The 23,197-nt window shown below is 37.0% G+C and carries 18 protein-coding genes; 2 read left to right on the top strand and 16 right to left on the bottom strand.

Annotated features, from left to right (window positions below):
• Positions 1–11: 11 nt before the first annotated feature.
• Complete coding sequence (locus BM141_RS13385; RefSeq protein WP_091546361.1) at positions 12–1,733, bottom strand: CRTAC1 family protein; 1,722 nt, start codon at positions 1,731–1,733, stop codon at positions 12–14.
• Positions 1,734–1,881: 148 nt separating this feature from the next.
• On the opposite strand from BM141_RS13385, the gene BM141_RS13380 reads away from it, so the two are divergent.
• Positions 1,882–2,538 (top strand): hypothetical protein, encoded by a 657-nt coding sequence (locus tag BM141_RS13380; protein ID WP_091546358.1) that lies wholly within the window; start codon positions 1,882–1,884, stop codon positions 2,536–2,538.
• 52 nt (positions 2,539–2,590) lie between these two features.
• Here BM141_RS13380 and BM141_RS13375 read toward each other — a convergent pair whose 3' ends face one another.
• The 12 genes from BM141_RS13375 to BM141_RS13320 form a co-directional block, all read right to left on the bottom strand.
• Positions 2,591–3,886 carry a vanadium-dependent haloperoxidase gene (locus BM141_RS13375; RefSeq protein ID WP_091546356.1) on the bottom strand — a complete coding sequence of 432 codons (1,296 nt, stop codon included), beginning with the start codon at positions 3,884–3,886 and terminating at the stop codon, positions 2,591–2,593.
• The gene (locus tag BM141_RS13370; RefSeq protein WP_091546451.1) at positions 3,883–5,217 is read right to left on the bottom strand and encodes a vanadium-dependent haloperoxidase; all 1,335 of its coding nucleotides are present in this window, start codon (positions 5,215–5,217) and stop codon (positions 3,883–3,885) included. The genes BM141_RS13375 and BM141_RS13370 overlap by 4 nt, the downstream gene beginning before the upstream one ends.
• A gap of 36 nt (positions 5,218–5,253) precedes the next feature.
• Positions 5,254–8,607, bottom strand: a complete 3,354-nt coding sequence (locus tag BM141_RS13365; protein ID WP_091546353.1) for a VCBS repeat-containing protein — start codon at positions 8,605–8,607, stop codon at positions 5,254–5,256.
• Positions 8,608–8,718: 111 nt separating this feature from the next.
• Entirely contained in the window at positions 8,719–9,267 is a 549-nt protein-coding gene (locus BM141_RS13360) for a DinB family protein (protein ID WP_091546350.1), read from the bottom strand.
• A gap of 287 nt (positions 9,268–9,554) precedes the next feature.
• Entirely contained in the window at positions 9,555–10,184 is a 630-nt protein-coding gene (locus tag BM141_RS13355) for a hypothetical protein (protein WP_091546347.1), read from the bottom strand.
• An 81-nt stretch (positions 10,185–10,265) separates the two neighbouring features.
• Positions 10,266–11,480, bottom strand: coding sequence for a dioxygenase family protein (locus tag BM141_RS13350; protein ID WP_091546344.1), 1,215 nt, complete (start codon positions 11,478–11,480; stop codon positions 10,266–10,268).
• 10 nt (positions 11,481–11,490) lie between these two features.
• Positions 11,491–12,486 (bottom strand): NAD(P)-dependent alcohol dehydrogenase, encoded by a 996-nt coding sequence (locus tag BM141_RS13345; protein ID WP_245764058.1) that lies wholly within the window; start codon positions 12,484–12,486, stop codon positions 11,491–11,493.
• Positions 12,487–12,622: 136 nt separating this feature from the next.
• Positions 12,623–12,886 carry a DUF3471 domain-containing protein gene (locus tag BM141_RS23435; RefSeq protein ID WP_221407680.1) on the bottom strand — a complete coding sequence of 88 codons (264 nt, stop codon included), beginning with the start codon at positions 12,884–12,886 and terminating at the stop codon, positions 12,623–12,625.
• A 14-nt stretch (positions 12,887–12,900) separates the two neighbouring features.
• Positions 12,901–14,016 (bottom strand): serine hydrolase domain-containing protein, encoded by a 1,116-nt coding sequence (locus BM141_RS13335; protein ID WP_091546445.1) that lies wholly within the window; start codon positions 14,014–14,016, stop codon positions 12,901–12,903.
• Positions 14,017–14,035: 19 nt separating this feature from the next.
• Entirely contained in the window at positions 14,036–14,194 is a 159-nt protein-coding gene (locus tag BM141_RS22975) for a hypothetical protein (RefSeq protein ID WP_177217380.1), read from the bottom strand.
• 10 nt (positions 14,195–14,204) lie between these two features.
• Positions 14,205–14,834 (bottom strand): hypothetical protein, encoded by a 630-nt coding sequence (locus tag BM141_RS13325; protein ID WP_091546335.1) that lies wholly within the window; start codon positions 14,832–14,834, stop codon positions 14,205–14,207.
• Between the two features lie 84 nt (positions 14,835–14,918).
• A complete protein-coding gene (locus BM141_RS13320; RefSeq protein ID WP_091546332.1) occupies positions 14,919–15,500 on the bottom strand; it encodes a Crp/Fnr family transcriptional regulator in 582 nt (193 codons plus the stop codon).
• A gap of 617 nt (positions 15,501–16,117) precedes the next feature.
• Between BM141_RS13320 and BM141_RS13315 the strand changes: the two genes are divergently transcribed.
• Entirely contained in the window at positions 16,118–19,207 is a 3,090-nt protein-coding gene (locus BM141_RS13315) for a WD40/YVTN/BNR-like repeat-containing protein (RefSeq protein ID WP_091546331.1), read from the top strand.
• Positions 19,208–19,257: 50 nt separating this feature from the next.
• On the opposite strand, the gene BM141_RS13310 is transcribed toward BM141_RS13315, so the two are convergent.
• From BM141_RS13310 to BM141_RS13300, 3 genes are all read right to left on the bottom strand, one after another.
• Positions 19,258–20,652, bottom strand: a complete 1,395-nt coding sequence (locus BM141_RS13310; protein ID WP_091546330.1) for an outer membrane beta-barrel protein — start codon at positions 20,650–20,652, stop codon at positions 19,258–19,260.
• 11 nt (positions 20,653–20,663) lie between these two features.
• The gene (locus BM141_RS13305; protein WP_091546328.1) at positions 20,664–21,236 is read right to left on the bottom strand and encodes an RNA polymerase sigma factor; all 573 of its coding nucleotides are present in this window, start codon (positions 21,234–21,236) and stop codon (positions 20,664–20,666) included.
• A 288-nt stretch (positions 21,237–21,524) separates the two neighbouring features.
• Positions 21,525–23,195 (bottom strand): SLC13 family permease, encoded by a 1,671-nt coding sequence (locus BM141_RS13300; protein WP_177217378.1) that lies wholly within the window; start codon positions 23,193–23,195, stop codon positions 21,525–21,527.
• Between the last annotated feature and the right edge of the window lie 2 nt (positions 23,196–23,197).

Here is a 23,197-nt window from a genome sequence, read left to right as displayed (position 1 = left end):
TCAAAAAGCAATTAATTCCTTTGCTTTCTTGCCCACCAGCCAGCTAAAATCACCAAAATCCCCAGCCCTATTAGCCAATAGTAACTAAATTTGAAGCCTTCCTCTGGGCTTTCTGTAATGACAATGACCGAGTTTACTTTTTGATTAGTCAAAACTTGCTGTTTCCCTCCCGTCCAATAAACTGTTATCTTCTCTATCTGTTTGGCATCGCCAAGCCCAAAGTGAGCAAAAGTTGTGTTTTGCGACAAATGGCTTGACCCGCCGCCGTCTATTTCTCGTACCATTTTTTTGCCGTTGGCTATCACTTCTACCCTTGACCCTATGCCATAACTTTCTGCTTGTAAACCTTTTAACTTTATTTTTACCCAATTTCCTTTTGCCAAATCATTGCGAAACAGTTTGGTGCGGGACTCTACAGGATAAGTCATCACGGGCGTTTGATTGACCACCAAAATATCTAAGTCCCCATCATTGTCCATGTCAAAAACTACTGAGCCTCTACCAATTCCATAGTCATTTAAGCCCATTGCTGGTCCTTCTTCTTTGAAAGTGTAGTTGTTATTTTCAAAATAAAAATTTCCCATGGGGGTACAGTTAGGGTTCAAATCTCCATTTGCTACAAACAAGTCAAGGTCGCTATCATGGTCAAAATCAGCAAAGTTTGCCCCCCAACTTATGCTCATGAAGTCCATTTTAAATTCTATAATCTTATTTTCAAACACATTGTTTTTACCCGAATTGACCATGAAATAATTAAAGCGAATATTAGTAAAAAAGTAATCCATGAGTCCATCGTTGTTGTAATCGCCTACCGCAGAAGCCATAGCATTGATTCGCAAATCCATTTGTTTTTTTTCTGCTACATTGGCAAATCTTGCCAAGGGATACCTATTTTCCAGTAATAAATTGGGGGTGCGTTTGTAGCCAAAATCGTGATTGACTATCAAATCTTGGTCGCCGTCATTGTCATAATCAGTAAATACCCCCCCAAACCCAAAGCCTTTGTGTTTCAAGCCATAGTCTTCGTAAACATTTTCAAACTTTTTCCCACTGATATTTAGCAATAAATGCCCTTTGGCGATTTGGTTTGCACCCACTATGGTTGCATCGCTTATGGTATTGAGTTTTCCTTGATATTCAGTAAAATAATTACCCACGTAAAGGTCTGGAAAGCCGTCAGCATTGATGTCGCCAAAACTCGCCCCTGTGGTAAAACATTCTAAGTCTGCCAAACCGTATTCTTTGGTTGCATCTCTAAAAGTGCCATTTCCATTATTTATAAAAAGTAAATTTTCTGCTCTTGGAATTACTTTTAAAGTGTCTTTGGTGCTAATCGTACAGATAAAAATATCTACAAAACCATCTCGGTTTACATCGGCAGCTACGGCAGACTGAGTAATAAACTTGCGGCTTGGCGTAAGTCCTGAGCTGACATAAACATCCGTAAATGTTCCATTTCCATTGTTTTTATAGAGTTTATCATCTCCCATACCTCCTGCTAAAAAAATATCCTCGAAGCCATCGTTGTTGTAATCTAAAACGCAAGCCCCACCACCAAAAAAGCCTTCAAAAACCTTGAAAACGTGGTCGATGCCTGCCTCTTTGCTTACTTCTCTAAAAGGAGTTTGGGCAAAAAGAGAAAAAGAAAAAAGAATAAGAAATATATAAAGGTTTACTACTTTTATATAACTTTTATTTTTTAATAGATTGATTTTTAATGGTTTGTATTTCATTTTTCTATCAATATGATAATCTAATAGCATATTTACAAAATTAAATGAATATTGCAAGAAAAATGATTTGAGAGAGGTAAATCAGAGTAGAAACATGTTTTTTTTCTTGGAAAAAATGTATCTTTGTTAATAAAATTGGATTGTAAGTATGGCTAAGAGGAAACCCAATAAACCTTTCAAAGACTGGCAAGCAGAAGAAGTAGAGCAAACTTTTGGGATTCAAAGGTTACGTTCTTTGCCACTTTTAGAGGAAATTAAAAAGATAAAACTGCCTGAAAATCATGAATTAAGACAAAACCTTGAAAAGTATCGCTTGGAGGCTTTTGACTTTATAGAGTCTTGGAATGAAGATGAGTATAAGTTCATCTTTATCAGCCCGTTTTTTAAGTTAGTGGATTTTACAAGTGCTTATTATAAGGTATTCACTCAACGCCCTCTTTCTGTCAAGTACGACAACGATACTAAAATAACAAGCGGTAATGTAGAATTTATGCTTGCAAAAGGTAGGCAGATTCCTCAAAAGCCACATTTTTTCCTTAATGAGTACAAACCTGAGAAAAATAGGGAAAATGACCCACTTGGGCAGTTATTGATTGCGATGGTGGCTGCCCAAAAATTAAACCAAGATGATAAACCTATTTACGGAGTATATGTAAATGGTAGAAACTGGTTTTTTGTTGTATTAGACGGAAAGAATTATGCAACAAGTAATCCTTATGTGGTTACTTCGGAAGATATATTTGACCTTTTTGCTGTCTTGCTATTTTTTAAGCAAGAAATGGAAATACTGTATCGAGAAATTTGAGCATTTTTGGATTCTTTCTCCAAGATACGATTAAAGCCTCTGACGGTATTTTTTACTTTCTTGTAACTATTTTTTCATTGATATACCGTCCTATTTTCTCACCCATTTTTAGTCCTTCTCGGCAGCCGGAAGTATAGTGAATCCCTCCATAAACCCTACTAAGAGAACATTCTGCTGCTGCTTTTCGGAATGAGTCGAAACTTCTTACGCCGTGATTGTACGGAAACTCAGTTGAGTCAGTAAAAGCAATATTATCTCCTATGGAGTAAGTCAGTGCCTCGGCAGAAGCCGCAGAAATCGTGCTATGTCCGCTTGTATATTCAGGGAAGGGGGGGGACTGCAAAAACGGAGTCCACTTTGTATCAAGAAACTGATTGATAGCTGTTTCTGGTCTTATTTTTTCATACTTGTACTTTTCGTTCCAGCAAGCAATAAACCCTTCGTGCAAGGCTAAGGCAACTCGCAAGTAAGCCTCTATGGATTCCGCACTATTTTTCTTAGCCAGCCTGCAAACAGTGCGGGTAATTGCCATCCAATGCCCTGCGGGGGTCATTTTCTTGTCGGCAAAAGCCACATGACCTTGTACGTTCATTACGAAGGCATTATCGTCCCAAAATAGTGCTATTTTCTTCTGTTCCTCTGTCAGGCTATTTACGGTATGATATACTTCCATGAGTTCTTTCCAAAAATCACTATTTTTTTCCTTTGAAAACGCAAAAGGCGCTGGTGCAGGAAACTGCCCCGCCGAGTCTAAGACCATAGTGCGTATCGTATGCCAATAAGGCTCCATGCCATCGGCATATTGGGGTGGTGTAGGCTGCCATTTATTCTCATTTTGTTTTACTGTATATCGTAAGCCTCTTGTTTTTAGGTAGTTGTCATCTTTTGCATAGGCTAACACGTACTTTCCTATTTGCTCTCCATAAGCTATGGAGTTTTCATAAATGTCAGCAGGTAGATAGTTAAATTTTTGATAAATGCTTTTCTCAAAATCGTTATATTTTTCTACTGAAAAAGTAAGCGTTCGGGCTACGGTCATGATTGCCTTGACCGAAGCCAAAGCAAAATTATATTTTTTGCTTGCTTCTGGTTTTGGCACATGCTCGAAACCGTTTAATTGATTTTCTAAACTGCGGTATTGCGTTTGGTTAGGAATAAAAGCCTCATAGGCGGCAATGCTCACGTAAGCGTATATCCTTGACGAAACAGGAGGTGAAAAAATATCATGGATAATGACTTCGGTAACTTTTTCTAATACCTGATGGAAAATTTCAGGCTCGTCAAATTGCCGTATTTCTTGGGTCGTACAGCCAAAAATCATCATAAGAAAAAAAATTATTTTCCTCATCGTTGCTGCCATTTTAGTTGATTAATGTTCTCGCCTATCTCCTTGCCTTTTTCCAAACCTGCTTGGTTGTCTTGTGGAGTATGGATTCCTCCATAAAATCTCGAGTCGGCAATTTCCTCTGCTACTGCCCAAAAAGACTCAAAACTTCTGGGTTTATACTCTGTATTTCGCAAATCATCTTTCCTTCTTCCATAGTGTAAACTATCTGTGAATGAGAACTTTTCGCCATATAAATCTATTAACACTGTGGCAGTAGCCGCAGCTTGTATTGCATGCCCCGAAGGAAATGCAGGAAAAGGAGGGTCAGGCCAAAAAGACACCCAAGTAGAGTCTATATGCTTGGTAATGTAGGTATTAGGTCTTTCAGAGAAAAACTGATATTTCCACTTCCAACAGTTGATAAAAGCATCGGCAACTGCTATGCCTACTCTGGCGAAAGTTTCTGCACTTTTGATTAAAGAAGGTTTTTTCGCCTTTACTACAAGGGAAGCCAAATAATAAGAATGTCCGGGGGGAGTATAGGTTTCATCGGGGTCATCTCCCCACCAAATAGCGATTTCTTTTTCCTCTTGGGTGAGTGTTTTTCTTTTTTGATAAACTTCCCAAAATTGCTGATAATAAGCAGAGGCAGTATCCTCGCTGTAAGGAATAAAATCGGGAGCCACCATATTGGAATTTTTGCTTAAAAAAGTCCTATTTTTTCCCCAATGTGGGTGCAGAGGGAAGTGGCTAAAAGATTGGGCATACAAAGGTGGTTGCCAGCCTCCTTTTTTCTGCTCGAAAACCAATTTTTTGTCAAAGTTTCGCAAATAGCCTCTATGCCCACTGTCAGTTTTTGACCACTCAAAAATCCGCTTCGATATTTCCTTGCCAAACTGTACTGAGCGTTCCAAATCTGTTTCGCTATATTTTTCATCTTTCAAACTTTCATAAACTAATTTTTCCAAAGAGTCGATGCTGGCTTTATTTTCATCACTTGTTTGAATATATATATTTCGCAATATTTCTGCTTGTGCAGCATTAAGGGAAGCAAGCCAGGCATATTTTTTATCTTTTTCTATTTGGGGCAAGTTAGTCAAACCATTCAATTGACCACTCATAGACTGATGACTTTCAAAGCCTTGTACTATACTTTCGTACATACTCAGTCCAATATATCCCAAAGTTCGCGAAGCAAAAGTAGGGGTATTAGCAGGAGTATTTTTCAATAAATGTAAGGTCAAATCTACCCAAGAAAGCACAACTTGGGTTTCGGAAAATTTTTGCTTCTTTTGACAGGAATTGATGCTGATTATCAATAATATATAAAGAAAGATATGTGTTTTTTTCATATTCATAAATGCCAAAAGCCAATTGATACAAATTATTTATTGTATTTTATACCCCTTAACCTTCCCTTCGCACACTCCAAAGAAAATCTTGTTTTTAATCTCAATAATACTTCTCACATCTCCACTCACATTTAGTCCTGATGCACGCTGATTGATGTATTGAAATTCGCCTTGCCCGTAGCCTTTCAGCAAGATACCGTAGTTGGCATCAAACTTCCCAAGTCGCAATTTAGCATAAAAAGAGTTGCCACCCAAAATCAAGTCTTGCTTGCCGTCTTTGTCGTAGTCAAAAACTAAAATTGCATAGATTGGGGAGTACTGTACCTCTATAGGTAGCGATTTTTGTACATATCTCCCAGTATTTGTACTTAAAAAACAGGTCGTTTCTGTAAAATTAGCTGAGAGTTTTTTTGCCTTTTCCAATTCTCCATTTTTGAATAATTGGGGAGTACTAACGGTTGAGTAGCTTTTAAAATCGGTGTAAAGCCTTCGGAATAAGGGCATTTGGTTTTGCAACTCATCTCTGGAAACGTAGGGGTAGCTTACACCTTGAATATTGAAAGTAAAAATAGGGTCAATCTGCCCGTTTTGGTCAAAATCGTCATAATACAAAACGGCCGGGTCGCTGTCGGTGGCATTGAACTGAACATTTTTACCAATATTTCCTACTATAAAATCAGGCTTGCTGTCCCCATTAAAATCGCCAATCGCTATTTTGTTCCAAAATCCCTTGTACTCTTTTTCAAAATATTGGGAACTTGCGTCTTTGGCTGTACCAGATGGGAAACTAAACACTTTGATAGGCATAAACTCGCCAACTATCACTAATTCATTGATTTTATCTCCGTCCAAGTCAGCAAAAATTGCATCTGTAACCATGCCGATTCTTTGGATTTCTGGGGCGATTTTTTGAGTGGCATTGGTAAAATTTCCCTTTCCATCATTGATAAGTACATAGCTTTCAGGTGTTTCTGGATACTTCCCTGCAACGACTCGCCCACCTACAAACAAATCTATAAAACCATCGTTATTCAAGTCGCTTGCCCTTACGCAAGACTTGCTTGATAATAATTTCGGCAAGTTATTGGCTTTCTCATAGTTCCCCTTTCCGTCTGAGAGATACAAGCGGTCTTGGAGGTTCTCATCATTTTCAGTAAAATTGTGATAGCCACCACTTGCTACGTAAATATCCAAATTGCCATCTCCATTCGCATCAAAAATCACTGCATCGGCATCTATGTACTTTTTATCTGCTTCAAAAGCGGTAATTTCCTTTTTTTTAAATGTCCCATTTTTTTCCTGAAAATAAATAGCTGCTGCTTGCTCAAAACCGCCTCCTACATACACATCTTCCAAACCATCTTTGTTTAAATCGTCTTTAACGAAGCAAGTGCCAATATGAGAAAATTCGTTCAAAAGTAGAGATTGCCTATCAAAATCTCGGAAAGGAGATTTGGCATGAACAAAGTCAATACCGCTCGTAGCTTCTTGGAAAATAGGTTTTTGACTTTTTTCTATGATTGGTTTGGCATTGGCATTTTTTTCTTCTAAAACTAAAACTTGGTTGGCAGTTACATTGGTCAAAAGTTGTGCCTTGCCTCCTATCCAAGTGATTTGCAAGGTGTCAATGAGTGTATTTTCTCCCAAACCAAAATGCAAAATAGGCGAAACTGAGGACAAATAACCCTTTGCAGGCGACTGCTCCAAGACTTGTACTTTCCCTTTAATGAAAATTTTTACTTTCGCTCCAATGCCTTGCGTATTTCCTGCTAATCCATTCAATTTGAGTTGGATATAGTTTTGTCTGAAGAGTTTTTGAGCATTATTTTCGTAAATAAAAGCTGTTTGGTTGATATTATTTACGACCAAATCTAAATCGCCATCATTGTCTAAATCAGCATAAGCTGCCCCATTACTATTCGAGGGGCGATTCATTCCCCAAGATTGGGTTTGCTTGCTAAAAGTAATACCCTGATTGTTTTTGAAAATATAGTTTACCACATTGGAAGCAGGCATTTTACTGATGATTTCCAAGACATCAGTCCTTGCCAACCTGCCTTTTTGCTTCACAAAATCGTCCATGTATTTGATGAAATCCATGTTGGTATAGTCCCTGACGTAACCATTGGTAATGAAAAGGTCTTTCCAGCCATCATTGTCATAATCAGCGAATAAAGCTGACCAACTCCAATCGGTGTTCGAGATTCCTGCCAACTGCCCTATTTCGCTAAAAGTGCCGTTTCCATTGTTCAGCTGTAACATATTTCTCATGTATTGGTAGTAAAAACCACTTTTTACGTTGAGGTCAAACTTGCCAAAATTATCTGCGCCTAAGAGCAGTTTCTGCCTTGCATTGTCCTCTGGCAACATATCCAAAGTGAAAATGTCTTGGAATCCGTCATTATTAATGTCCGCCACATCATTGCCCATAGAAAACTGACTGATATGACCTATTGCTTTGGTCAGTTGGTTGGAAAAAGTGCCATTTTTGTTATTGATGTAGTAATAATCAGGCACAGAATAGTCGTTGGAAAGGTAAAAATCGGGATAGCCATCTTCATTAAAATCAGAAATGCCTATACCCAAACCGTAGCTTAACTCTGAACCATTTATCCCCGATTTGGTGGTAACATCTGTAAATTTCCCTTTGTCTTGCTTAAAAAGTCGCAAACCCATTTCTGGGCTGTCTTGTTTGAGTAGTTCGGCTGTGCCTACTTCGTTTAGGAGTGGCAGATTTTTGGGATTATGATTGAGCAAGAGCATATCCAAATCGTGGTCGAGGTCATAGTCAAAAAAGTAAGCCTGATTGCTAAAACCTACGCTTGCCAAACCGTATTCTTCGGCTTTTTCCTCAAAAATTGGAATCCCTTTTTCGTTATTCCCTTGATTAATAAAGAGTTGATTTTTACGTTTTTCTGGGGGCAAAGCACCAGAATAGCATAAATACAAATCCAGTTTTCCATCAGCATTTATATCCACTGCCGTAACTCCTGTCTTCCAAGGTCGCTTTTCGCCGCTTACTTTGGCAACTTCCGTAACATCTTCAAAAACCATTTTCCCTTTATTCAGATAAAATTTGTTTTCTCCCATGTTGGAAACAAAATAAATGTCTATCAAACCGTCCCCATTAAAATCAGCTGTCGCAGTGCCACCGCCATTGTAAAAATATTCATACATCAAGATATTGGTATTCAAACCTTCTTCCAAGGTATTTTGGAAATTAATGTTAGTTTGGTTCGGGGATAGCAAGGTAAATAGGGTTTCTTCCTGCTTGGTTTCCTCTTGGACAGGCATACTTTCTTTTTCTGGCTCTTTTGGGGAGCAGGAGAAAGCAAAAAGTAAAAAACAAATAGAGATATATTTACAGAGAAATTGGGTAAAAACTTTCATTGATGCTTGTTATTGGTAAAATGAGAATACCGTTGCCTAATACAAAAATAAACTATTTGGTCGAGATAAGAAACTAAGAAAAGAGAAAATAAGGTGCTTTGAATGGGATTTTTACTTCTGGCTTGTATTATTCAAAAGATTTAACACTTCTTTAGCTTGCTCGAGATGCCGTTTTTCGTGTGTAACGATGATGTCAAAAGCCGTTCCTAATTTGTAAACAATATTCTTATCGGCAGGCGATGATATAGTTACACCTTTCTCAACAAATACTTTGGCATTTTCTATCTGTCGTTTGAGTTCGTTCTGATGATTGTCAAAACACATCAAAATATCGGTATGCACTTCACTCGTGCTTGGCTGCCAAATTGGAAAAGTTTTCATTTTCTTTCTTCTGTCTGGACTTACTGCCTTCAACACTATTTTACCAAAGAAAGAAACCATAAATCCGATTTTGGCGATGAGAGGTGTTTTATAAGTTCCCTCTTTTAAAGAGGCTAAAACAGGATAGTACGACTCATTTACGACTATCAAATGCTCCATATTTTGTGCAATACTCCAAGCGTTTAGGTTGGGTTTCCAATTCAATTGGGCATTGTTCAGATGACTAAAGTTTTGTTTAAAGGCATCTGTAATTTGGTCAATTTCAGTTATCCAATTCATATTATTGTTTTTTTATAACCCAAAAATAGAGCTATTTCTCCAATAAATATAACTACTCAAAATTTACCAAATCGCATGAGTTGCTATATGTATGCTAACATTTTTGCGGCTTTGCAAAGGTAGGGATTTTAGTACCACCGTTCAACTATTTTATTTTCAAACTTATAAAGACTATCCCCTGAGTAGCCCATTTAGAAAACTCGATATCGGCAAGTTGATAAATGAGGGATTGACAGATTCACTTGTTGGCTTTGTGATTGGTAACAGACTCGCCTGTATCATTTTATTCAATTTGCTGATAATTTACCTGTTAAAATTTCATATTCCTTAGGAATTGCTAAACCATTGAATTGCTGAGTAAGCCCGTAAAATATCAGAATGGTAATGCTCAAACCTATCCCCAGAATAAAATAAGATTGCTGAACAGGAGCTAAGTTAAAGACTTGCATTTTCATCTTTTGAGCATGAATAGAAGCTATATGTGCAAAGAAAGACAAAATAGCCAAAGCATAGTAAGGTACAAAAAACAGGTTTACAGGAAAGGAATTAATACCCGCTGCACCAAAATAAAAATTAGTATCCAGTTTAAGTACTGTCCTACCTACCAGTACAGCACTCACATGTATAACCAGAAAAAAAGCTATGTAAAGCCCAGACCAAATATGCAGTTTTTCAAAAAATGCCCCTGCACTTTTTTTTCTAAGTAAAACCAATTTTACACCTGAATATATTTGAAATATAACTGCAAGCAACAAGATACTTTCCACCAGCGTATTGCGATATAGCCTACGCAGGGTTTTCATCAATTGTATATGGGCTTCTGCTCCATAAATACTATATAAGTGGTTAGACAGGTGCAGTGCAATAAATGAAAATAATAGGATACCTGATATATAGTGAATTTTTTTTATATCCATTGCTCTGTTGAAATGACTTGATTTGAATTTATTAATGATTTCATCTTTAAATTTTTTGTAATTTTGAGGCTTATGCCTACACTATTCATGTTTTGGTTCAGAAAAGTTAAAATACTCACTTTTTGTTTTATTTAGGGCATCTGAAATTTTATCAAAATTATCTTTTGTAGGTTTAATGTTGATGAATTTATCTATAATGGTACGGTGTCTGTAAATGATAAAAGTATTTTCAACTTCAGCATTTATTTTATTAAGGTTTGCCTCGCTTTCTGTATCAGTAAAGGATGGCACAAAAGTTAAAGCAACTTTTTGAAGCCCTAATGCTACTCCTATTTTTTCTAAAGCTGTTTGCCTTGCCTGTTTATTGTAATCGTAAGCATTTCCATAAACAAAATAGGCTTTCAGGTATTTTTCTCTTTTCAGGCTTTCATTGTCTAAATATTTGAGCCATTGTTTTATTTCTTCCCAATTGGGTTTATTGCCTACAAAATATACTATGCCATGATAGCGACCATATTTACAAACAGGGCAAGTTCTGGTTCCTTTATCTGGTCCAAATGCATGAAAGGGCATGAAAGAAGGTTGGTCTTCGCCAATGTTTAAACCAGACTGAGTAGCAGTTTCTTTTTTTGCAGGGTAGTCTGGTATGTTCAACCCTAACACAATATTGTGTTCTGCAATTTGAATGTTATCGTCCAAAACAATTCTTAAAATTTCTGTTCCTGCTCTATCAAGTTTGCCATACCTTTTCTTATGATTGAGATACAAAGGGTCATCATCAAAATAAAGGTCTGCGTAATATTCGTTGATATTCGGCTCTTTAATGGATAAATGAATATGTTGTGGAATATTTTGATTAGGGTATGCTGCCGGACGTGAGGTTTTTATTTTGTAATTACCGTTTTCATCAGTTTTTATCCAGCCTCTTAGTTTGCCATGCTCTTTGGCTTTTGCAGGAGTTGAACTATCCGCAGCATATAAACCATTATCATCTGTATGCCAATAATATACTATTACATTAGATGCAGGTGTTTTGCCATCCACTTTAAAAATCTTTCCTGTTATAATAAGTTTCTGTTTGCCTTCATTCCAACCAATACTTGTATGTTCAGTTGATATATTTTCCGGCATACCTACATACATTAACTCACAACCTTCACAACCGCCACCTACTGCTTTTGCAGCTATAGATTGGGGTTGATTACTGATTGGTTGCTTAGATTTTGTTTGACCATTACAACTTGTAATAATATTCAACACAAGTAAAACATATAAAAAGTTAATTAGATAATTCATATTTGTATGATTATTGGTGATGACTAATTTTTAAAACTACATTACCCTTCTTACGTCCTGTATCTACATAACGATGAGCTTCAACAATTTCTTCCAATAAAAAAATTTTATCAATTACTGCTTTTAGATGCCCTTGTTCAAAAAGTTTTTTTAACAGTTGTAATTGTTGCAAGGTTTCTGCAGCATATCCATTTTTTACGGTAACGAAAATTCCATTTTTGTTCAAAAAATGCTTGCATTGATTTTTGCTGTATTTACCCACTGCATCAAAAACAATGTCAAAATTTTCTTTACATTGAAAAATGCCTTCTTTGTCGTAAAGTAAAATTTGCTCTGCCCCTAACTCATTTACTATTTGTTCTCCTTGGGTACTGCAAACAGCAGTTATATTAGCCTTATAATATTTGGCTATTTGCAAAGCCGCAATACCTACTGAACCTGTTGCACCCAATATCAACACTTTTGCTTTTTGTCTTTGTGTTATTTTGGCTTTATGCAAATAATATATAGCAGTTTGTCCACCAAAAACAATGGCTGCTGCTTCATCAAAGCCGGCATTCTCTGGCTTTGGTAAAACATGACTATTTTCATTAACAACAATATACTCTGCATGGGCACCAAAATTAAACCCCGTCATTCCAAATACTTTATCTCCTGCTTTAAATGTAGTAACCTTATTGCCAACACTTTCAACTATGCCAGAAAATACAGTTCCTAAAATAGGTTTTCTTGGCTTTGACCAACCCAGAACTATCCTCATCAAAAATTTCAAAATCCCCTTTGCATCAAGACTACGAGTACGTACATCACCCGAATTGACGGCAGTTGCCATTATTTTTACAAGGATTTGTTGCTTGCTGGGATTGGGCTTTGGTATATCCTGAATGATTATGACTTCAGGCGAACCATATTTTGTGCAAATTGCGGCTTTCATTTCTGTTTCTTTAAAAATTAAAACCAATATTAATGGCTCTGGGAAGACAAATTTTGACCATTTTTCGCCCAACGTGTTGCCTCTTTGGGAAGGCAGGGCTTTTTAGCACTACCGTTCATTTGGAAAACCGCCCTTCAATTATACGAAAAAACTGTTAATCGAAGCACTTCACCCTCGCTTTTGGAATACGGCTGTTGGTAGCAGTTTTTTACTCTGTCCGTTTTGCTTCTATTCTATTTCCATTCTGAAGTAAAAATAATTTTACAATTTCATTTTTATCATTTTTTTCAAATTCTAATTGAGCATCCACAACTTTCAGGAAAAAGAGTGTTTCACTTTCAGCAAATATTGGCAATGCGTTCTGTCCCGTTGCTTCTGCAAATAATTGGTCATTTTTTAATTTGATTATCAATTTGAAGTCTTTATCAATTTCATACGTTCCAACATAGTTCTGTAACTGCTCAACTGGCAATTTTATTTCAGTTCTTATTTTCGTTGGTGGTAATGTGACCTGTTATACAAAATACTTCTTATATGTTTAAATGGAATTGATACATTATCATGGTTTTGTAGTATAATAATAGTTTTGTCATTTGCGATGTGTCTTTCAATATAGGTTACATAACCCGGCCAAACCCCACCATGCGAAACAATTTTCCCAAAGTCGGCATTGTCATCAATTACCCAGCCAAAACCATATTTAGTTTTGGACTTGTCATTTAAAGTAGCTGCTTCAAAAAGTTCTTTCATTCCATTTTTTGAAAGTAATTTGTTTGTATATAAGGCTCTGTCCCATTTCAATAAATCATTTATGGTTGAGTTTACACAACCATCGCCAACAATTCCATCTAACCAAATCACACTTTTTGTTTCAGTCAAGTCATCAGGTAAAATATATTTTTTTAAACTGTCTGAATAAATATAACCAAAAGCATAATTGTCTATATTCTTTGGTGCAAATCTTCGTGTATAAACAAAGCTCCTTGTCATTTTTAAAGGTTTAAAAATGTTGTTTTGTAAAAAATCGGCATAGGATTGTCCTGATGCTTTTTCTATAATTGAGGCTAATAAGGCATATCCTGTGTTACTGTATTCATATTTTGTATTTGGTGCAAATAGGATTTTGGGTTGGACTTTACTAAATAGTGCAATTATGTCTTTGTTAGTTGCAATTTTTGATTTATCAAACAAGCTGTCCATTAAATCCATATAATCAGGCAGTCCGCCTGTATGATTAAGTAGATTTTTGATTGTTATATTTTTGTAGTTCGCTAATTCAGGAATAAATTTTGAAATATTATCATCTAAATTTAATTTCCCTTTTTCTTTTAGTATCATTATTGCCATTGCAGTAAATTGCTTGGAACAAGATGCTAATTCAAAAATGGAGTTTTCATTTAGTTTTTGTTTAGTATCTTCATCTGCATTTCCAAAGCTTTTTTTATACATAACTTTGCCTTCTTCAGCGATTAGAATGTTGCCATTTAGATTTTCATTTGAGTGCATTGCTGTCAATAAACTATCAAGTTTTTTGATGCGGTCTTGTCCAAATGTTAATTGTCCAATTAGAATTAGTGAAATTGCTAAAATTAATCTCTTCATTTTTTTATTTAATTGAAATTTAGTAAGGTATTTTTGTAAAATTACCACCATCACCCGAATTGACGGCAGTTGCCATTATTTTTACAAGGATTTGTTGCTTGCTGGGATTGGGCTTTGGTATATCCTGAATGATTATGACTTCAGGCGAACCATATTTTGTGCAAATTGCGGCTTTCATTTCTGTTTCTTTAAAAATTAAAACCAATATTAAACCCTGGTTCAGGAAAGACAAACTTAGACCACTTATCGTCCAACTGCTTAAACCCATCGGGTAATTGTGTATGATAGGCACGGTGGGTTACACATATTGAAGGTTGGAAGAAAAATTTGTCTTTAAAGAGCTTGATATGATAACCCAAACGGTATGAATTAAAAATTTGAAAACCGTCTTTTATTTTGTTACCATTGTCATTCGCAAAAATTTGCCAAGTAGGCATAACGTCCAATTGGGCATACAAACCTTTCCATAAAAATCTTTGATATGACGCTGTTATACCTATCTCACGTACATACCCAGGAAATTTTTCTTCGGGCTTTTTGTAGGCTTCGTTTAAAAATGGGTGAATACCATTCGGCCAAGCATATTTCCAAGTTTTGGGAGAAAATCTAATTATATCTTTTCCTGTAATCCGATAACCTATATCTATTTGAGCAAAATTGGGTGGATTTTCTTTATCAAAATTACCCATTATGACAAAAAGAGAAGTCCCTACAAACCACCGCTTGTAAGTACTGTCGGTCTTGGCATATTGTGCATTCACTTGTAAACTGCTTGCCAAAACTAAGGCAAGTCCAATCCAAAAAATTTTCTTTTGCATATCTGTATGTGTTTTTGTTAAACGATACTGCAAAAGTAGATTGGTACCCTACAATAATTCGTTCACCTAAGTTAAGAAACGAAATTAGCCCTTGCTTTTTTCCATAATTCTTGCCCTAAGTCTGCTCAATGATTGCGGTGTTATGCCAAGGTAGCTTGCTAACTGATGTTGAGGTACACGCTGAATAAGGTCGGGGCGTTTGTGCAATAAATTCAGGTATCGCTGCTCGGGTGAAGAAGTCTTAAATTCATCAAAATCTATCCGTTGTTTTGCTAATAGTTCTTCTGACAGTTTTCTGCACATAATCTCAAACTTTGGAAATTTACTGTTCATTTCTGCTTCCATGTCAGCATTTGAAGCAACAAGAATAGTGTCCTCCAAACAACTCACATAATATTCAGAGGGAGTTTGGCTTATCACACAAGGGGGAGTCAAAGCCTCCATTTCTGTATAGAAAGCAGTTGTTTTTTCTTCTCCGTCTATTAGGAAATAGGTTCTAATACAGCCTTTAAGAACAAAGTAGCTTTCTTTTGATTTTTGCCCTTCTCTTAATAAAATCGTACCTTTCTTTACTGAACGAAATATGTCCAAAGAAAATATAGCATTCATTTCCTCTTCGGTGAGAGAAATATAATTTGAGATGAAATTAAGGAGTATATTTTTCATTCGCTATGGTCTTTTAAATTAAAATGCTCGCCTTAAGTACATCAACAAAAATAACCGCCCCATCCCCAACCCTTCCGTTGCACTGCACCCCCTTTTGGGGAAGAGAGTCAAGCCTTTGATTATCAAGAATTCTTTCTCCTGTGGGGAAAGATTTAGATAGGGGCAGAAGGCTGTTTTAATTTGCTCATGTACTTAGATTATTTTTTCAAATATAAAAACTTCTTTGGCTCTCAATCATTCAAAAAAATCATGAAAATCTTTTGAAGTAGCCCAAACTTTAGCCCAAAAAGCCTCTTACAATTTTTAGGATTTTTTCTAAAAGTTTATATTTGTTATCAAGTATATAGTTTTTTTATAGAAATTAGAGCTTTCACTTGTATATGAATTACCAAGTTGAATGAATAACCTTTCATGTAATAATTTTAGAACACAGATTTTATAGATTAGACCGATTTTCACTGATGAATTACTCAAAAGTCTGTGTTTTATCAATAGTCAGCAACAACTTAGATGAATTAACCATTGAATACTAAAAAAGTAGGCTATTGAAAATCAAATAGTAAAAACTCTAATCACAGAAAATACCAACAATTCAATAACTTAAAAATACAAAAAAAATGAGAAAACTGTATTTATTGGCAATTTGCTACTTTTTTTCCCTCGTAGCCGTTCTTGCCCAAGAAGCAATTCTACTTAAAGGCGAAGAGCTTTTTGGCTCTATGCGCGCAAGGCAGATAGGTCCTGCCCTTATGAGCGGTCGTATTACGGACATAGAGGGACACCCTACCGACTCCCGCATTATCTACATAGGCACTGCGGGCGGCGGTGTGTGGAAATCTACTGACGGGGGGGTAATTTTCAAACCCATTTTTGATAAGCATATCCAATCTATAGGCGCAGTAGCTGTCGACCCTAAGACCCCCGACAAGATAGTCTGGGTAGGTACAGGAGAGGTCTGGACACGCAACAGCGTTTCTATTGGCGATGGCATTTACAAAAGCGAAGATGGCGGACAAAATTGGACGAAAATGGGCTTGGAAAAATCCGAACGCATCAGTAGTATCCAAATAGACCCTAACAATCCGAGTACGATTTATGTGGGTGTACTAGGCAATCTTTGGGGAAATAGTACAGAAAGAGGAGTTTACAAAACTACTGACGGTGGGAAAACTTGGGAAAAAATCTTGTACGTGGACGAGACCACAGGTTGCTCTGACCTAAGTATAGACCCTAAAAATCCTAACATTTTGTATGCTGCCTTTTGGGAGTTTCGCAGAACTGCTTACTCTTTCAGTTCAGGAGGTACAAAAAGTGCTTTATACAAATCTACTGACGCAGGAAAAACTTGGCAGAAAATCCACAATGGTTTCCCCACAGGCAAACTGGGACGCATCGCTGTAGCTATCGCCCCTTCTAATACCAATATTCTGTATGCAGTCATAGAATCTGAAAAACCTGAAAGCAAAGGTTTGTACCGTTCTGATGATGGAGGGCAAAATTGGAAGTTCTTAAACGGAGATTTTGAACTTACTGTTAGACCTTTTTATTTTTCACGCATCGTCATAGACCCTAAAAACCCTGATATTATTTGCAAGGCGGGTTTGAATGGCTCTATCAGCCGAGATGGAGGCAAAACTTTCCGCCAACATGGAGGCGTACATAGCGATATTCACGATTATTGGTTTGACATCAATAATTCCAATATGCTTTTTGTAGCAACTGACGGAGGCTTGTATCGCTCTTGGGACGGTGGCAATGTCTTTGAAATGGTCAAAAATGTTCCTGTTTCCCAATACTATCACGTCAGCGTGGACAATTCCAAACCTTATAAAATCTATGGTGGGTTGCAGGACAATGGCTCCTGGTACGGTCCTTCAGAAAGCCCCGGGGGCATAGAGAACAGAGATTGGTTTTCCGTAGGCGCAGGCGATGGCTTTAGGGTATATCGCCACCCAACTAAGCCAAACATTATCTACTCTGAAATGCAGGGGGCAGAAAATATTTGGCGATACAATACAGACAAGCAACAGTCAAAAATTATTAAGCCCTACCCTACCGATGAGAAAGAAAAACTGCGTTTCAACTGGAATACCCCTATCCAAATTAGCCCACACAAACCCGATAGGCTCTATGTAGGTAGTCAGTTTTTGCATAGGTCAGACGACATGGGCGAAACTTGGGTAAAAATTTCTCCCGATTTGACCACCAATGATAAGAAAAAGCAAGACCAAGAAAACTCAGGTGGAATCTCTGTGGATAACTCTGGGGCAGAAAATCACTGTACTATTTTTACCATAGCCGAGTCGCCCTTAGATGAAAATATCATCTGGGTAGGCACTGATGACGGTAATTTACAACTTACTACTGATGGAGGAAAAACTTGGACAAACCTCATTGCCAACGTCCCTAATTTGCCTAAAAATACGTGGACTTACCACGTAGAACCCAGCCGTTTTGATAAAAACATTTGCTATGTAGTCTTTGAAGGGCATACCCAAAACGATATGACCCCTTACGTTTACAAAACTACCGACATGGGCAAAACTTGGAAATCTTTGGTTACACCTGATATTAAAGGATTTACAAGAAACATCAAAGAAGATTTAGAAAACCCTAACCTCTTATTTTTAGGTACGGAAGTAGGTTTGTTCATTACCGTAGATGGAGGACAAAATTGGTCGCAGTTTACTAACAATATGCCAAGTGTAGCCGTTCACTACATCACTATTCACCCTGAAACCAATGATTTGGTGATGGGTACGCATGGCAGAGGAATTATCATCATAGACGATATTAGCCCTTTGCGACAAATTACCAATGAAAATATCAGTAAAAATGTGTATTTTTTCAAAACTAAGCCTACTGTACTCAGAGATGATACCCCTTTCTCCGAAGGTGGCGATATGGGCGAGTACGTAGGGGCAAATCCAAACAGAAACGCACAAGTGATTTATTACCTCAAAAACCGACATACCTTTGGGAAAATGACCTTAGAAGTATTAGACCAAAACGGAAAGGTAATAGCAGATTTAGCCCCAAGCAAAGCCAAAGGAATCAATATTGTGAATTGGAATTATAGGCTTAAAACTCCCAAAGTTGCCAAAGGAAAAACTCTATCTTTTGGAGGTTTTACTGCCCCACGCTTGCCAGCAGGCATTTATACAGTAAGAATGGTCAAAGGCAATGAAACCTACGAAACCAAAATAGAACTTGTCGCTGACCCTAATAGCCTACATACTGACGCTGACCGCAAAATACAGTACGAAACTGCCATGAAACTTTACAATATGACTGAGCAGTTGGCTTACATGGTCGACAACGTAGATGCCCTCAGCGAAGCAATTAGTGATAGAGCAAATAAAAATGCTACTTTGAAAAAAAGTTTTACTCCTTATCTCAATCAGCTAAGCAAGCTCAAAGAAACTTTGGTCATTACCAAAGGCGATAACTACGTAGGTAGTGCTGAACCGCAGCTAAGGGAAAAAATAGCTACCTTGTATAGTGAAGTGGCTGGCTATTACGGCAGACCCTCTAATGCGCAGCTGAGTAACTTAGCACTGTTAGAAGGGAAACTTAAAACCGCACAAAGTGAGGTAGATAGTTTCAAAAGTAAAATCTTACTAACTATCAATACTCAATTAGCCAAACTTAAATTAGAGGAAATCAAACTTAGAAGTTTTGAGGAGTTCAAAGCGGCGGATAAGTAATCTTTTGGCACAAACGTTTATAGGGTTGAGTAAGACCTTATAAACGTTTTTTAAAACTTCAATCTTGCCCCTAACCCTACCCCAATCCAGTGTGGCTGTGAAGTTAAGTTAGGAGAATCATACACAGAAGAAGTGGTACGGCGGTAGTTTAACTCTAATAAAGTGCTAAACTTGGGAGTAACATGGTATAGCACGCCTGCACTGCCCGTGAAAGAGATATTTAAAGACTTGTAAGTACCAAAGTCATAAGTTACTTCAGAGTAGGTCGGGGTTAAAGAGTTATTCAACAAAATATCTGAAGTAAAGCCTCCCGCCACAAACCAGTCTAACAAGTTACTCTTGCTAAAAGACTGATAACCAAATTGGACAGGAATAACTATTTGCGAAGTAGTATTAGATGTAACATTTTCGTACCTTATTGCCCTTGATTGTGCTGAACTGGCAGAAGGTTTTTCTAAAATAGGAGAATTAAAACTGTATCTGAAATTAGTAAAGCTAATACCAGACCTAAAAAACCAGTTTTTACCTACCAATTTACCAATATCTATTCCCACCGAGATAGAAGGACTCACCTGAATATCATCTCTGATTGCTTTAGCAACGTTGGTACAATCAGTAAAATTTCTTGTCGTGCTAAATTTAAGCAGAGATGTAGGCAAATCTGGCGAAGTAACAGTAATATTAGGCGTATAATGATTATAAAAACCTGTAAAGCCTATCCACCACTCATTTTCTGCTTTTTCGTCTTTATCTGTCTGAAGCACAACAGGCGCCACCTTTACTAATTGCAAGACAGGTTGTTTGTCTAAAGCAAAAGGAACGATAATTTTAGGATTGGCTATGGAAATAATCTCTTTGACTTCTAAGTATGTTTTTGCGAGTGTTTTCTCATCCTTGGGAGTAGTAGGATTATCTATATTTTCTAACAAAGCACTCAACTCACTTTCATTCTCAAACTCGTCTTTTAAAACATCATTTGAATTTGACTTCGCAGATTTAGATTTGAGAACTATATCGTTATCGTTTCTATCACTTTTCCCATCACTTTCAAAGTCTTGTTTTTTCTCTACTTTATTATTTTTTTCTGTTTTTAACTCATTCTCATTGCCTTTTTTAAGCAATGTATTCTTTTCTGTAAGTGCTTGCTCATCTAAAGAAGCCTGATTTTCTACTGAAGGAGAAGAAACCACAGACTCATTACTTTTTTTATCAGCAGAAGAAACAGCATTGTCTTGATAGGAATAGTACAATAGCCCGATGAGTAAAGCAATAGAAGCAGCAATACTACTTACTCTGAATCGCTTAGTTCTCCAAAGAGATACAGGTGGTTTTTGCACTGCACTTTGAATATGCGTCCACATCTCCTCCTTGCGTGGGGGTTCTAAAGAAGCATTTTCAAATGCAGACCTAAACAGGTCTTCTATGTTTTTATCTTGGGGCTTCATCAATTAGTTGTTCATGCCGTTTGGTTTATTCTTATTTTTTCTTCTTCTTTTTCTAACATTTTTTGAATTTGTGCTTTTGCTCTTGCATATTGGGATTTAGATGTCCCCTCTGAAATACCTAACATTTCTGCAATTTCGCTATGTTTATAACCCTCAATCGCATACAAGTTGAAGATGACTTGGTAGCCTGTGGAGAGTTTTTGAATCATTTTTAGCAGTTCTTGGAAATTATGCGTAGCAAATACAGTATCCGCCACAGGTTCATCATGTATTTCTGCCACATCTTCCATGTGCATTTTTTCTAAGATTTTGCGATTTTGCTTCAATGCTGTATTGACTACGATGCGTTTTATCCAATAGTCCAAAGAGGAATCAAAATTGAAGTTTTGGATATTTTGAAAAATTTTGATGAAAGCCTCTTGTAAAATATCCTCTGCCTCAAAAGTGGTTTTGGAATAACGCAAAGCCACCACATACATCTTCTTGTAATAATGCTCGTACAAAATTCTTTGTGCTTTAGCATCATTACGGATACAGGCGGATACTAATTTCCTTTCTTCGCTATCGTGATTGATTTGCTGCATTCAAAAATTCGCTCAGGTAGTTTTAGAGAAGAAAATCAGCTTATCTGCCTTCAGGGTCAAGACCCAAATCAAGCCAAAATAGTTGCATCTTAGATAAGAGATTTTCAAAAAATTCGTTTTTGGTTAGGTTAAGTATTAATTATTAATTTGTTAAAAAATATGCCTTACCCTCTAAGATAATTTTTAGTTATCTTGGTTTTACTCTAAACGCAAAAATAGTGAAAAAGGCTTAACGAAATGTAAAAAATTTTTTCCCAAAGGAGTTTTTATGAAAAAAGCCCTTTCCGTTTAGCTATTCAACATAATGACCAAAGTAATAATAAGCGTAGAAATAATATTGAGTACAAAACCTACGCTGACCATTTGGCGGATTTTTATTAGCCCCGTACCGTAAGCAATCGCATTGGGAGGAGTAGCTATGGGAAGCATAAATGCCATAGACGCTCCAAAAGCAATAGCTAAACTCAATGCTACTGGCGAAAATCCAGAAGTTATAGCAATGGAAATGGCTATGGGGGTCATAATAGAGGCTACGGCAGTATTGGAACTTACTTCGGTGAGTAGATTGACCGAAAGCGTGATGACCAAAACAAATACCCACAAGGGAGGTTGACCAAGTAGCATGGAGATTTGCTTGGCGATAAACTCTACGCTCTGCGTTTCAAATAGAATCTTGGACATTGCCAATCCTCCCCCAAAAAGAATCAATGCCCCCCAATCCACTGTTTTTTGAGCATGTTCCCAAGATACTAAGCGGGTATTCTCGACTGCCTTAGGGGCATCTAAGGCAGAAGCTAAACCTTCTATTTCTTCTTCTGACAAGTCTTTTAAAGGATGGGAGACTGTTTTCTTGCTGGTAACTTTGCCTTCTGGAATAAAAAATAAGGCAAGGGCAGACAGCATGGCTACCACCCAAGTATCTATAGCAGAAACAATTTTATCTATGCTTGGGATAAATACGCCTTTCAAAAAAGGGAGAAGTAACCAGCAAAAAGCGGTAATAAGGAAAACATACATTGTGCGGCGTTCTCCTGATTTCATCTTGCCCAAACTTTTTAATTCTACTTTGACCTTTTCTTCTATATTCTCAAAAGATACACCTTTGAAAGATAATGCATTTGAAAGATAAAAGTAAGTAAACAATAAAAGCATAAGCATAATAGGTAAGCCGTAAGCGAGCCAACTCAAAAAATTCATGCTTGCTATGCCTTGTTGCTTGAGTACGGAAACGACAATGCCGTTAGGGGTACTACCTACGATAGTAGCCACTCCCCCAATGGAAGCACTGTAAGCAATACTAATAGCAATACAAGCGGCAAAGTTGCTAACTGCATGAGCGTCAGCTTTTTCACCAGACAAAGACGCTGTACTATGAGCAATCCCTATCCCTATGGGCATCAGCATTGCCGCTACGGCAGTATTGTTTATCCACATAGAAGTAAAAGCTGTCGCTAGCATCAGCCCAAGCAGAAGCCTTTGAGGAGTTTTAGTAAAAATGGGGTAAGACAATAAGTTAAAAGTAATGCGTCTGTCCAAGTGGTGATAAGTCATAGCAGAAGCAAGCACAAATCCACCTAAAAATAAAAACACAATGGGGTCAGCATAATTAGAAAGGATTTCCAAGTTGGTAATTTTCTTAATGCTACTTTCATTAATTTTATAAATATCTAAGAATGGAATCATTACAGCAGGAACAAGAGCCGTTACAGGGATAGGGACTGCCTCTGTTAGCCACCATATAATCATCATCAAGAGCAATCCAAAAGATTTTTGCATACTTTCTGCCGCAATAGCTATATTCTCTGCACTCTGATTGGGATACTTGCTTTGCAAAAGTTCTTTGAACGAATCAAAAGTAGGCAAAGCCAAAAAAAGAACAAAAATGGAAAAGCCTAAAAAAAGTCCGAGAATAGGAAGTGAGAAGCGAAAAGGTTTGTTTTTAGTTTGAGTTGTTTTCATAG

Origin of the sequence: Thermoflexibacter ruber (genome assembly GCF_900113045.1) — a bacterium.
Classification (GTDB): Bacteria; Bacteroidota; Bacteroidia; order Cytophagales; family Thermoflexibacteraceae; genus Thermoflexibacter; species Thermoflexibacter ruber.
The sequence above is the reverse complement of the archived record's forward strand: the minus strand, read 5'-3'. Positions and strand labels throughout refer to the sequence as shown.

Coding starts and splice junctions, on each gene's coding strand:
- BM141_RS13365 (WP_091546353.1), bottom strand. CDS start 8,607: ATGAAAGTTTTTACCCAATTTCTCTGTAAATATATCTCTATTTGTTTT.
- BM141_RS13305 (WP_091546328.1), bottom strand. CDS start 21,236: ATGCAGCAAATCAATCACGATAGCGAAGAAAGGAAATTAGTATCCGCC.
- BM141_RS13325 (WP_091546335.1), bottom strand. CDS start 14,834: ATGCAAAAGAAAATTTTTTGGATTGGACTTGCCTTAGTTTTGGCAAGC.
- BM141_RS13320 (WP_091546332.1), bottom strand. CDS start 15,500: ATGAAAAATATACTCCTTAATTTCATCTCAAATTATATTTCTCTCACC.
- BM141_RS13370 (WP_091546451.1), bottom strand. CDS start 5,217: ATGAAAAAAACACATATCTTTCTTTATATATTATTGATAATCAGCATC.
- BM141_RS13335 (WP_091546445.1), bottom strand. CDS start 14,016: ATGAAGAGATTAATTTTAGCAATTTCACTAATTCTAATTGGACAATTA.
- BM141_RS13350 (WP_091546344.1), bottom strand. CDS start 11,480: ATGAATTATCTAATTAACTTTTTATATGTTTTACTTGTGTTGAATATT.
- BM141_RS13310 (WP_091546330.1), bottom strand. CDS start 20,652: ATGAAGCCCCAAGATAAAAACATAGAAGACCTGTTTAGGTCTGCATTT.
- BM141_RS13375 (WP_091546356.1), bottom strand. CDS start 3,886: ATGAGGAAAATAATTTTTTTTCTTATGATGATTTTTGGCTGTACGACC.
- BM141_RS13355 (WP_091546347.1), bottom strand. CDS start 10,184: ATGGATATAAAAAAAATTCACTATATATCAGGTATCCTATTATTTTCA.
- BM141_RS13380 (WP_091546358.1), top strand. CDS start 1,882: ATGGCTAAGAGGAAACCCAATAAACCTTTCAAAGACTGGCAAGCAGAA.
- BM141_RS13315 (WP_091546331.1), top strand. CDS start 16,118: ATGAGAAAACTGTATTTATTGGCAATTTGCTACTTTTTTTCCCTCGTA.
- BM141_RS13385 (WP_091546361.1), bottom strand. CDS start 1,733: ATGAAATACAAACCATTAAAAATCAATCTATTAAAAAATAAAAGTTAT.
- BM141_RS13360 (WP_091546350.1), bottom strand. CDS start 9,267: ATGAATTGGATAACTGAAATTGACCAAATTACAGATGCCTTTAAACAA.
- BM141_RS22975 (WP_177217380.1), bottom strand. CDS start 14,194: ATGAAAGCCGCAATTTGCACAAAATATGGTTCGCCTGAAGTCATAATC.
- BM141_RS13300 (WP_177217378.1), bottom strand. CDS start 23,195: ATGAAAACAACTCAAACTAAAAACAAACCTTTTCGCTTCTCACTTCCT.